The organism is Pseudoalteromonas sp. BZA4 (assembly GCF_040104395.1).
Lineage (GTDB): Bacteria > Pseudomonadota > Gammaproteobacteria > Enterobacterales > Alteromonadaceae > Pseudoalteromonas.
In genome coordinates, this window is sequence record NZ_JBECOT010000087.1 from 1 (window position 1) to 12,450 (window position 12,450).

At 37.6% G+C, this 12,450-nt stretch carries 9 protein-coding genes; all 9 read left to right on the forward strand.

Translation table 11 applies throughout. The annotated features are described in order from the left end of the window. Positions 1 to 102 precede the first annotated feature (102 nt). The 9 genes from ABMY41_RS20235 to ABMY41_RS20275 all read left to right on the forward strand — a co-directional run bounded on the left by ABMY41_RS20235 (position 103) and on the right by ABMY41_RS20275 (position 12,281). A complete protein-coding gene (locus tag ABMY41_RS20235; protein WP_235378298.1) occupies positions 103 to 1,626 on the forward strand; it encodes a potassium/proton antiporter in 1,524 nt (507 codons plus the stop codon). Positions 1,627 to 2,359: 733 nt separating this feature from the next. Beyond that, the gene (locus ABMY41_RS20240; protein WP_235374291.1) at positions 2,360 to 7,951 is read left to right on the forward strand and encodes a hypothetical protein; all 5,592 of its coding nucleotides are present in this window, start codon (positions 2,360 to 2,362) and stop codon (positions 7,949 to 7,951) included. A gap of 96 nt (positions 7,952 to 8,047) precedes the next feature. Next, positions 8,048 to 8,221, forward strand: a complete 174-nt coding sequence (locus tag ABMY41_RS20245) for a hypothetical protein (protein ID WP_349276066.1) — start codon at positions 8,048 to 8,050, stop codon at positions 8,219 to 8,221. Between the two features lie 4 nt (positions 8,222 to 8,225). After that, positions 8,226 to 8,558 carry a type II toxin-antitoxin system RelE/ParE family toxin gene (locus ABMY41_RS20250; protein ID WP_036973792.1) on the forward strand — a complete coding sequence of 111 codons (333 nt, stop codon included), beginning with the start codon at positions 8,226 to 8,228 and terminating at the stop codon, positions 8,556 to 8,558. Between the two features lie 73 nt (positions 8,559 to 8,631). Then, the gene (locus ABMY41_RS20255; RefSeq protein ID WP_235374290.1) at positions 8,632 to 8,946 is read left to right on the forward strand and encodes a helix-turn-helix transcriptional regulator; all 315 of its coding nucleotides are present in this window, start codon (positions 8,632 to 8,634) and stop codon (positions 8,944 to 8,946) included. Between the two features lie 495 nt (positions 8,947 to 9,441). Further along, positions 9,442 to 9,927, forward strand: coding sequence for a signal peptidase I (gene lepB, locus ABMY41_RS20260; RefSeq protein ID WP_167330980.1), 486 nt, complete (start codon positions 9,442 to 9,444; stop codon positions 9,925 to 9,927). Further along, positions 9,914 to 11,092, forward strand: a complete 1,179-nt coding sequence (locus ABMY41_RS20265; protein WP_235374289.1) for a TrbC family F-type conjugative pilus assembly protein — start codon at positions 9,914 to 9,916, stop codon at positions 11,090 to 11,092. The genes lepB and ABMY41_RS20265 overlap by 14 nt, the downstream gene beginning before the upstream one ends. After that, positions 11,089 to 11,238, forward strand: a complete 150-nt coding sequence (locus tag ABMY41_RS20270; protein WP_235374288.1) for a hypothetical protein — start codon at positions 11,089 to 11,091, stop codon at positions 11,236 to 11,238. Before ABMY41_RS20265 ends, ABMY41_RS20270 begins: the two co-directional genes overlap by 4 nt. After that, the gene (locus ABMY41_RS20275; RefSeq protein WP_175083506.1) at positions 11,238 to 12,281 is read left to right on the forward strand and encodes a TraU family protein; all 1,044 of its coding nucleotides are present in this window, start codon (positions 11,238 to 11,240) and stop codon (positions 12,279 to 12,281) included. Before ABMY41_RS20270 ends, ABMY41_RS20275 begins: the two co-directional genes overlap by 1 nt. The last annotated feature ends 169 nt before the right edge of the window (positions 12,282 to 12,450 follow it).

Sequence of the window (12,450 nt, forward strand, 5' to 3'; positions counted from 1 at the left end):
GATCAACTGCTTGTAACTCATGGTAAATGCTTCTGTTTGTTTGGCGACGATAGAGTACCACCAACAGGCAGTTGATCTCTTCTCACCGTTTAACCATGAGTGGTGCACTTATTATCTGAATTCGGGGGTACTCGTAAAACTACATTTAATGTCAGCTTAAAACCGGCACTTTCTTTAGCAACATTTGGTGTCATTATAACAGCTGCAATTACGGGATGGGCTGCTCACTTAATTCTCAAGCTACCATGGCAAGAAGGTCTTTTAATTGGAGCGATTGTTGCCTCAACTGATGCGGCTGCCGTTTTTGGGTTAATTAGAAATGCTGGGTTTGAGTTGAAAGAACGTACAAGCGCTACGCTGGAAATTGAATCTGGTTCAAATGATCCAATGGCAATATTTCTTACTATTACTCTTGTTCAAATTCTACAAATAAACAGTAGTAAAATTGAGGGATGGCTGTTCATCATAGAACTTGTCCGTCAAATGGGACTTGGCTTGATAATCGGGTTTGCTGGAGGAAAACTGCTAGCTAATTTGTTGCGATATTTATCATTACCTTCATCATTATATCCTTTATTAGCATTTGCTGGTGGGTTGAGCTTGTTTGGATTCACGACTCTTTTAGGTGGGAGTGGTTTTCTAGCAATTTTTATCATTGGTGCAATAGTAGGAAATACATCGCTATCATATAGTGACGACATTAATAAGTTTCATGATGGTATTGCTTGGTTAAGTCAGATTGGAATGTTTTTAATGTTAGGATTATTAATTACGCCAACTAATTTAATACCAATCATTATCCCAGCTTTGGCTATTGCTTTCGTACTTATTTTCATTGCAAGGCCTTTAGCGGTTTTTTTATCTTTAATACCATTTCACTTCCCATGGAGAGAACAGGTGTTTATTGGATGGTGTGGTTTAAGAGGCGCTGTCCCTATAATTTTAGCCTTATTTCCTTCCTTAGCAGGACTAGAACATACTCAGACTTACTTTGAATTGGTTTTTTTTGTAGTTTTGATTTCACTGCTTGTTCAAGGTTGGACGATTTCACCGTTGGCTAAATTTCTTCAAGTAGATTTACCTCCTGCAGCAAAGGAACCTGAATATTTACATTTATCGATAAGGGATGAAAAGGAAAAGGAGCTCTTTATTTATACCGTGCTAGAAGGGTGTAAGGCAGAAGGCGTAACAGTAGACTCAATTTTCTCAATGAAAGGGGACCAGGTTGTAGGTGTAGTACGCAATGGTAGCCTTTTAAATGATTATGAACAGCATGCATTAGTTTGTAAGGATCAAGTGATTATATTGGCCTCAAATACTGAGCGAATTGAAATAGGTAAGTTTTTTGGTCCTGTTATTTTATCAAATAACCTTGGGTACGATGACTTTTTTGGTGAGTTTGATTTAAACCCTGAAGCAAAATTGATTGATTTAGCAAATGCTTATGGAGTTGATGCGAGTTCTTTCGATAAGGATCTTAGTTTAGAGCAATATATTTTGAATCAATTTCATGGAAAACCTGTAGTGGGTGATCAAGTTAAATTAGACTTTATTTGCCTTATAGTGAAAGGCGTTGAAAATAAAAAAATTATTTCAATCGGATTAAAGCTAAAATCGTCAAGTTAACTAAATTGTGAACTACCCATCGGCGCCGCTTCGCGTCGAACAATGTGCTTCTGCAGTCTAACTTTTGGGAGCTAGGCTGCTTCTTTTGTCTCAGCTTCCCCAGCAAACTTCGATAACTCGAAGACTTTCGTTTTGATAGCTGATTTATGCTGATATATGGGATTAACCCTGGCGACGATTCCAGCCGCAATTCAGTCAAACTTACCAGGATTGGCTATGCTTTTAGCCGACGATAGATCTCGGTTTTGATGCGTTCCGCAAGCTACACAAGTGAAAAGTCTTTCATTCTATGTTAACACATGATGTTGGCCGCAATTTTCACAAATTCCAGTGGATTTTTAAAGAGACCTATTCCACGATAGAGCTAACCTTCTAGATTGGCTTTGTATTGCGAAAACTGAGTAATTAGCCCCATGATGTTATCAGCAATCATGCTACCATTAAACTTTTGTATCCCCTCTACGTTTAAATCTTCGAACACAAAATATCATTTTCATTGGCTATCTGTTCGAAACGCTTCTGCTGATAAAATTAGATATATATTAAGAACATGACTAACTGTTCCGATTTATCCCATCGACGCCATTTCGCGTTGGACAATGAGTTTTCTAGTAAATTTCGATAGGTTTAATTTAGTTGACATGAATTTTTCTTCTAATTCAATTTTTTTTCAGGCTTTATTGTTTGGCTAAGTTGGTAAGTTAACTTTGAGTAATTCCAACAAGGTCTAATAATGAGTTATTTAAAGGCAGCGGCTTTAACTACTTTGGTGTTTTCATTTAGCGCTATTGCTATCACAACTATCAAAGGAACGATGAATATCTACAAACCAGAATTTGTCATCGAGAACAAATCAGGCACACTTATTTCAAATGTAAAAAACTTCAAGCTTGAGGCTCGCCAAACTGTTTTAGACGATTACTGTACTGTCACTACAGATAACAATACAGCATTACAAGGGGGAACCTTAAGCGCTGGATATTGCTTATTTGAATGGAATAACACAGCCGGTTATTTAATTGATGGATTTAAAGTTGAAGGCGTTGCTTCCAATTCAGGTCCGAATAGTATTGGCTACTCAATTTATTATTATTCAGGGTCAGCAAAAGCTAAAAAGTTAGTTGATACAAAAAACTTTATTTTTAATTTTGCAGCTCCAGTTAAGCCGACTGTCCAAGGATACTCAGTTAAGCTTGGGAACTCATGGAAGAGCGTAGGTAGTCATACCAATTACAACCCCGCAAATAAGTTTTCTGCAGTTAGAGTTAATGTTGACGCAAGGGATTACAGTCAGAAGGTATCTATACCATCGCTTGGTAGCTGTACAGTAGAAAGTGGCGCTACTTCATGCGATATTTCATTTTCAGAAATAAAGCTTGGTGATGCTATTTCAAATAAAGTGGGCTCTTTAAGCTATCAAGTGTCAGTTGATTCGAGTCATAGTTATTGGGGAGTTAGTAACACCAAACATGCTTTAACTGTTCCTTGGAATTACCAACCAACAAAAATTGACCTTTTTGAGGTTAATTCTATGCCTGCTAGTTATGCGACAACAAAGACAATAAACGTTAATAGCAAATCAATTCAAGTTTCGAATAACACAGCTAAACTCGTTTTAAATAAGCCTTCAAGCGAGATTGTTGGCGATTGGTGGGCCCCATCTGAGTTAAATGTAAAATTCAGCCGAAACAGTCAGCCAACTATTTCAAGTGGCATCACCTATAGCGGGAATGTTCTATATACAAAAGATGGCTCACTAGTTACAGCAAATAAGACTATTACGAGCACTAAGAGAGAAAGTGTAAATGGTGCATATGTTTACACCTTCGATATGACGCAAATTGAAGATGGTTATTATGGTGCTTCTGTGGCTTTCACAAATTCAAGTGGCATCCCTTCCAACCAAAATTTTAATGGGTTAAGAATTAACAAAACGGCCCCAAAAATTGATATTTTCAAATCAGGTGTTAAGCAAAATAACAGCAGTAACTTTGCATACAATCAAGAGCTGGTAATTTCAACTTTCAATTCATTTACAGATGACGTTGACCTGGTATCGATTCAAGTTAATTCTTCTAACGTTGCTTTTAACAAGCCAAAAATTGGTGTTGCCACAATACCTGACACTGTTATTTTCAAAAATGGCTTAAATACAATAAAAGTTACGGTCAAGGATACTCTGGGACATTTATATTCCAGAACAATCACACTAAATAAAGTTCAAGATGAAATCGAGTTTAAGATTAACAATTTAGGTGGTCGATTAGTATCTCACGTAAAAGAGTCTAGTTTTGAAGCAGTCCAAACTAAGTTTTCAGGTTTCTGTGACATTGTGACTAATGAAGCGGTTGCAATTGGTACCAATAATAATGTATCTGGAAAGTGTTATTTTGAATGGGTTGGTATGGATGAGCTTGATAGAGATAACTTTTCTCTGAAAGGTCGATTGAGAATGAGCGGAGTTGTGCCTGTTGGGTATAAAGTGTTTGCCTATTTTGGCGCGGAGAAAGAGAAAACACTAATCAAATCTGGAACTACATCTTTTAACGTCGAGGCCCCAATTGCGCCTGAATTAACAAAATATTCTATTTATGTAGGGAATAAATGGATCGACAATAATAGCGACGTCAATCACGATCCAAACGCTCAGGTTAAAGCCATTTCAATCACTACAAAGCCAGTTAATTATTCACAACAGGTGATTGTCGATAATTTGGGGAATTGTTTAATAAATGCTGGAAGTACATCCTGCACAATAAATATCACTCCATATTTCCTTGGAAATAAAAATTACATTGGCTATGAGGATGGCATTGTTTCTCACCAGTTTAAGGTAAATTCAATTAATAAGTACTTTACTGATAAAGAAATAAACTCACAGGCCGTTGTTAGTTGGGAATATGCATACTCTCGGGTAGAGCAAGTAAAAGTTAATGCAAGGGCTAGTGGTTTGCCATTGAGCTTTGGCTTGTTAGGCGCTTCTATAGATGTTGAGAACGAAACAGCGAGAGTTGTATTTGATAAACCGTCTCCAGCTATATCAGGTACATGGTGGCTTCCTAAATCGATTGAACTTGAGTTTAAAGTTAGTGGTTCGCACGAAGTCCTTAAGGAACTTGAATTTGACGGTACTACTCTTTTTAAAAACGATAATATTACTGAAGGTGAAACTGTAATAGTAAAAAATCTAACCGGGCCTGAACTTATTAATAACAAGTTTATTTATACAGCTGATGTGCAGAGTGTACCAGATGGACACTACGATATTACGGTTACTTCAAAGTACTTATATTCAAAATCAGATAAAAAAGAATTTAAAAACGCTGCATTCTTATCTCGTAAGCAGCCATCAATTTCTATTTTCAGAAACAGCCAAAGCATGGAGGAAGATGATGAGTTCTACTTTGATAGTGAACTGTTAGTAGCAGGGTTTAATGGCTACGTAAATGGTGTCACTATTGAGAGTGTACAATCAAACGGTGTGCCATTAAGTTTAAATTCTGTTGGTGACGGTATCGTCACTATTAATGGCTTAACTCAACAGTTATCACCTAAAGATAATGCAGAAATTAGTGTTGTAGTTAAAAACTCTTCAGGTGATAAATTTAATTATGATCTAAATGTTGTCTTTGCTCCTATGTCGTTTGATATAAAGCATCGTGAAAACGACTATCTACCGTTCAGACTAATTGAATTGGTTTATTTAGATTCTAAACAAGTGAGCGGCGAAGAGTGCCGGTTCTATAGTGAAAGAGACCTCGCGGTTAAATATGCGCGCAAAGGTGTTAAAAGTTGCATATTCAATTGGGTTAATTTACCAGAAGGCTTTGAAATATCATTGCGAGGTAGAACACCATCGGCTGTTGGTTATTTAGACAAAGCGCTTGTAGAAATTGAAAGCGATATCGAAATAATTAATGAGTTTGGTGAAACACTGATCATACCTAATGAAAAGACACTGATTTCTTCTCAGGAACCAACAGGGATTTCAGTTGAAGCTAGCTCAAGGCGAGAACTTATAAACGGATTTTATCCAGTTGAATACTCGGGTGGTGAAATTGTCAGAATGGGTACTGTATCGAGCCCTGGTTCATTAGATATGACATTCGACACCAAAGGGGTTAGCCAAACATTTCCGAAAAACCCTTCTACAAGAACAGGTGAAATATTTAGAACATCTGGTAGGTTCGATATGCCTTTTGAAGTTGAACGCAATCTATGGGAAGTATTCCCTATCGATTACAACGTTAAGTACCATAGAATGCCAGAAATAAATGCATCCCAAAGCATTAAAGCTTTAGTCGTTCCTGATAGCACACTTGGCGTTAATCTAGATTTTCAAGATGATCAGATCCTATCTACCGATGAAGTAACAGCTAAAATCAACCTTGGGAATTACAATCGAATCGATGGATGGGTTTATGACAAAAGCTCAATGGGTGAATGGGAAGTTTACATAGGTAAGTATGACAGAAGAAATATACCTGAACCATTAACAGAAACTGTCACAATAGATGCGAAAGGAGAAGCCTTCATAAAAATGCCAATGGAAGTTATTGGCGAAGAAAGTGGAATTTATGTTGCAGTAGCAAAAGCAAAAACACCTATACCTGATTATGAGTACTATATTCAGTCTGCTCGTGCATACTTTATTGTGTACAAAGGCACTGAAATTGAAGGTGAGCTAAGGGATGGCTTAATTAAGGGCCGGATACCATTGAGAGCTTCAGCAATTTATTCACCGGAAGACCGAGCAGATGTTGGCTCACTTGGCCGAGTGGTGTGGGAAGTTTCAAGTAACGGTTCCGATTGGAGGGAGTCTACAGAACATAAAGACACTTTACGTTGGCGTAAGCGATATGAAAACGAAGAAATTGAATACTTGAGAGTTAAAGTTGAAAATAAGTTTACAGGTGAATGGTCAACTAGCGGTACTCTAAAAGTTGTTGCTTATGAAAAACCTGAACTATTAATTCAACAAACTAATGAAGTTCTATTTAATGAAGCTGCAAAGTTCGTTTTGTATGACGGAGATAACCTCGTTCAAAATGGGGATAGTGTTATCGAGTGGTCAACTGATAATCGTAAGTCTTGGTTCTCAGGTCCAGCAAAAATCTCATTCTATAAAGATGACTTTACAGGAAGAGATATCAATGCCCGAATGAAATACAACGGAATAGCAAGTGACAGTAGTTTAGGTGATGAAGCTTTTGTCGAAGCTAGGGCTCGATATTACTTCTTAAGAGCGCCACGATTCTATTTTGATTTAGATATCCCTGATCTAGTCGAAGTTGGCTCTACACACCACATTAAAGGAAGCTCTTTCACAAGAACTGAGTCTATTAATGGTAGGACTCAAAACCAATGGGTGTTACCGGATGGGAAAGTAATAAATGATAGTGAATTTGACCTGACATTTAGTGAAAATCTTCTTGAAGGAAGAAACTTTATTCTGACCTACCAAGCTTGGGTAGAGGGGTCAAAGCAAGAGACAATCAACGAGACTAGAGTTCGTGTGAAAAGCTGGACATACGAGTTTCCTGAAATTGAACTAAACATGCCAGCTACAGTAAATTATATGCCTTCTAAACATATTGCATGGGTAGGCTTAGAGCGTCATTTTGCTCCTGGCGTCGAGTATGCATATGAGCTACTAAAAACACCCGGAGTTAAAGTGTTAAATCAAGATGACGGCAAGTTTACTCTGCAGTTTTCCCAAGAAGGAATGAAAAATCTCATGTTTAGGGTTACAAACAGCAGGGGACAAAGTAAAGAAGTAAGCCAAATTGTAGAAGTTTTACCTCCAACACCATTAGAAATTGAGATTGTGCGTACATTCAGTAATGAATACCTGAGATATCCACTAGATGTATCACTTAGATCTCGTGTATGGCTTTCACACCCAGATGATAGAGTTGCAGTGTATAAATGGTACTTGGATGGCGAGCTTGTCATGGAAAGCAAGCGTTATAGAGAAAGTATTGGAGATTTATCAGTTGGCAATCATTCTATCCGCGTCGATGTTGAAACTGAGTTTGGTCAGACTGGTTCGCAGTCATTTGAAGTGAACGTGATACCAAATCAGAAACCAACCGGAAGTATTAATATGCATGAAACAGATCAAGTGTTTGAATTACATCTCAACTGTAATGACTCGGATGGTCGAATTGCTGCGACTACATGGCAGTTAAATGGTGAGTTACTAACGCATTCTCATAATATTATCCAATTAAGCAAGGATAAGCTAAAAGGCACAAATTATGTTGTAGGTAGATGTTATGACGATAGTTTTGAATTCATAGATATCACTCAGACAATTCATTAAATGATATGTGAATATGGCAGCTATTTTTACTGCCATATTCATAAAAAATGAACAACTTTTAATTGGGCTCAAATGTTGCTGAAAGGTTGAAAATTATTGAGCGGCTCGTTAGTAATCCATTTGGCCAAAAATGTTGATCATGGTGTTGTAGCGGATCTGTTTGGTTATGCATCGAGACAAGTTGTGACAGATAAATACAACGGTAATCTACTGCAATTATCAGACGCCATTAATAGCGTATATTCAAGAATAAAAATGACAGGGCATTAGGAAGTTGAAAAAATTTAAGTTTATAAACAATCAATCAAAAAAAGAGTTTCTAGCGTTGCCCGATAAAATTCAAAAGCGCTTTGCAAATGATTTAAACGCTATTTGTCAAAACAAAGAGCCATTTAGCAAGTTTAAGCACTTAAAGGAAAGTGTAGGCATTGGTGCAGTTGAGCTAATAGAGAACGGCAGGCCAGCATATCGAACGATTTACGTTGCTAAGTTTGCAGATACAGTGTTCATCTTGCATTCGTTTACCAAGACGACTAACGAAGTCGATAAACAGGCTATGGACACTGCAAAGAAGCGGTACAAGCTAATGCAAAAAGAAATTAAATGAAAATATATCAACACTTGTATATATATCATTGCTGATATATAGTGCTTATAAGTTAATCAATAAGGTTTTTAAGATGACTCTTGAATACTCAAATATCTTTGATGCAATCACCGAAGATAAAGCAGAAGCCTCTGAATTACAGACACGATCAGATCTGATGATTGTCATTCGTGACATTATCAATGCCAAAAATTGGTCACAGGCCGACGCTGCAGCTCAATTAGGGCTAACGCAACCTCGCGTGAGCGATTTAGTTAATGGGCGAATTGAAAAGTTCAGCATTGATAAGCTAATGACTTGCTTGTATCGCATAGGTTTCCGTTTTAAGCCTGCGTTTGCTGATAATCAATTAACAATGGCTGTAGAAGCAGTTACAATTAACAAATGATTGAAATACGCATAAAGTAAGGTGCTAAAGCAAAGGCTGAACTTCAAGGCAATGCGGTGAGAGATATCGCTGGTTACCTCAAAAACTACTCTGCGGGTATAGAGTAACTAGCGAAAGAGATTTGACTTGACCATATAGATCTTTCGACTTTTGGGACACAGAAATTTAGAATTAGTTTCCACGACCTAGGAACCCTATACTTGATGGTATTGTTCAATTCTCTGAAATTGATGAGATATTAAAAACTTTAATTAAATAAGCACATTTAAGACAGAAAATGTATAAGTTACAAAAAAGGTAGCCTCAACCAAAGGCTACCTTTTTTATACTAGAGTTCTTTGGAGGAGACTTTAGTATGTCGTTAATGTACCACAAATACTTTCTTAATCGCCAAAAAAAATTCAATACGAAAGAAAATCTCAGAATTACTCAAAAATCTCACTGTAGAATTTATTTACGTTCTCACAAAAACAATTAGCTATGAATAGCATAAAGTTGAAAAGCACAGTCATAGTATGCCTTACACTACTTGGCTTATATTGGTTAGCGGAATTATTTTTTGCTCGCTTCACATTTTCTTTTCCTACATTTCAAGAGCAATGTTTGTATGCTCACATGTTCATAGTCGACAATCGTGATAAGGATATTAAAAGGGGAGATTTAGTTGCATTCAAATTTAACAAGGAAGATAAAAATTTTGATAAAGGGTTGAACTTCATAAAAATTGCAGCTGGAGTTCCTGGCGATGAAATCAAGTTCTCGCCAAATGAAATGCTTGTAAATCGAGTCGAATCCAAAATTGCTGGAATGACGCATGCCATTAATTTCTTACAGTTAAACCCAAAAGAGTATGAGCGACAAATTACCTTGAATGAAAATGAATTCTTTATGGTTGGTGAGACTATTTATAGCTATGACAGCAGGTTTTGGGGGCCAATAAATGAAGAGGATATTTTGGGGAAAGCATATGCAATTTTTTAAGTCGATACTTTTGCTGTGTGCGTTCTCAGTCTCCGTAAGTGCCAATCAAAAAAACAAATATGATGTTTCTAGTTTTCAAGACGCTGCGAATAAGGCTGTCGAGAAAGCCAAAGAAAATGGGTGGTTAAAAGATATAGATAAGCCAACAATTCAAGAAAACGATATAGCTTTAGCCAAGTCAATTGCAGATCAGGCTGTTGTTATTTCCAGTGAAACAATGAAGAGAGCACTTCCACAACAACAAAATAAGATTGATTTATTAGAAGGTACAGATGGCGCTATTTTCGTAAGTTTCTCAATGCCCAGAAGAGCACTTATTGATGCCTTCCAAGTGGCCAAAGAGCATAACTTAACAATTTTATTTAGAGGGCTAGAAAAAGGGGCTACACACATATCATCGACGATGAAGCTTATTCAGAAATTAAGTGCCATATCAAAAGTAGAGCCAAATGTAGGAATAAACCCACTAAGATTTAAAGAGTTTAATGTAACCGGTGTACCAACTATCGTCATAAGAAATGGTAATAAGCATCTTATTGCTCCGGGCACATTGAATGCGCAATATGCAAAAGAGCAATTTGACCAAAAACAAGGCGATTTCAAGTTAGAGCCATTAGGCCAATTATTCAATATTGACGAACCTGACATCATAGAGCAAATGAAAGCTGCAGCAGGTAAGATTGATTGGGCTGAGAAGCAACGTTTAGCAAAAGAAAGGTTCTGGAAGAAATATAAAACTTACCCTCTCCCCACGTCAGATGAATCTAAGCAGTGGCTAATAGATACGACTGTTCGCGTAACTCAAGATATCAAAAATGGCCGTGGAGAAATATTGGCCCGAGCTGGCGACATAACAAACCCTTTAAAACAATACCCTATGCATTTAAACATTTTTGTAATTGATCCCTATGTGAAGTCACAGGTTGATTGGGTTAAGGAAGAATTAAAATTGATATCAGGACAGTTTCAGATTCATCTAACCCATATGGATAAAGACAAAGGGTGGGATGACCTTAGTAAGTTTCGAAATGAGTTTGGGGCACCAGTTTTCATTTTGCCTAAACAAGTTATTGAGAAATTTAAAGTGGAAGCTACACCAAGCAAAATCGAAACACAAAGCAATGGCTATTTACTGGTACGTCAATTCGATTGGAGTGAAAAATGAAATTAATTTTAGTTGGCTTAGGCGTTTTGGGTGGGGTCTATTTAAGTTACGAGTACCCCACTGTAGCAAAGCAAATCTGGGATACCGCTTGGCATTACTTTCTAATCGCATTTAATTGGTTAGAGTCAAAAGTGGTTCAATTGTAATGCGCTTTACATTGATTTTCCTTATTTTCTTAGCAGCTTTATTTTCAACGCAAACAAAAGCCGAAGGTAACGCATGCAATAACGCGAATGTATTTAGCAATATAATAAATGAAGTTTGTTGGTCGTGCTTCTTACCAGTGCGATTGATGGGAGTTGGTCCAAAACCAAACGGGGCTGCACCTGACCAATCGATTTGTGCTTGTAATGATGCTCTTGGAATCCCGGAGTTTGGCTATCAACTGGGGTTTTGGCAGCCGTCTAGATTAGTCGAACATGTGAGAGTTCCATGGTGTGCACCCGCATTAGGGGGAGTTAGGCTTCAGGATGATCTATTTTCATTGTCGACTGGAGTGGATGTTAAAAGTTCCGGTGGTGCAGACTTGGCAACGTACCAATACCATTACTATTCATACCCATTATTTGCGATGTTGGAAATTTTGTATTTGCCTAAATGTGGTGGTGAATATACAGATTTTGATTTGATGTACCTTAGCGAGATTGATCCAACTTGGAACAATGATTTGCTCTCAATTTTACTATCCCCAGAAGCATTTATTTTTGCAAATCCAATTGCAAAAGCGTGGTGTACTGCGGATTGTGCCGCAATTACAGCAGGAGATGTTCAAGAATCTACATATGGTTGTGCTGGCTGCGACGGAAGTCTCTATCCATTTACTGGAAATGTTTATCATGGTGAGTCTGGGCCGCGTGTAACTTCTCTTTTGACACAACGTGTACTTGCGAGTTTGCACCGAAAGGGGTTGGCTAGAAAAACAATCGGAGAGGATGCAATGTGTAAACCCGAGTTTTGGCCAATGATCCCCAAATCCCAGTATAAGCTTTCGATGCTTCATCCCGTAGCAGAAGCTGATAGAAACTCCCCAAATGGTAAGTGCTGTCACCCATTGGGAGAGTCTGAACATAAATGGTCTACAGCGGCAGGTGGTAGAACCATCCCAGGTCTTGAAGACTACTTATATTTACTGTGGCGTTTTAATGACTGTTGCGTAATTAGCTCTGGTATCAATGCGCCTTCAGAATAGTGAGGAATTTAATGAAAAGCGAAGATTTTAGAAGTTTTTTGAATTGAACATTAGGCTTGCGCAATCTCACCCTTTCAAGGGCGAGTCAAGCAAGAGGTAACTAGTCTTTTTTCTGACTTAAAGCGCGTGAAGTTTTTACGGCTCTTTCACTTGGCGGTGTGTTTTGATT

Bases quoted from the DNA above. Each gene is read 5' to 3' on its own strand.
- ABMY41_RS20240 (WP_235374291.1), top strand. From the start codon at position 2,360: ATGAGTTATTTAAAGGCAGCGGCTTTAACTACTTTGGTGTTTTCATTT.
- ABMY41_RS20255 (WP_235374290.1), top strand. From the start codon at position 8,632: ATGACTCTTGAATACTCAAATATCTTTGATGCAATCACCGAAGATAAA.
- ABMY41_RS20265 (WP_235374289.1), top strand. From the start codon at position 9,914: ATGCAATTTTTTAAGTCGATACTTTTGCTGTGTGCGTTCTCAGTCTCC.
- ABMY41_RS20270 (WP_235374288.1), top strand. From the start codon at position 11,089: ATGAAATTAATTTTAGTTGGCTTAGGCGTTTTGGGTGGGGTCTATTTA.
- ABMY41_RS20275 (WP_175083506.1), top strand. From the start codon at position 11,238: ATGCGCTTTACATTGATTTTCCTTATTTTCTTAGCAGCTTTATTTTCA.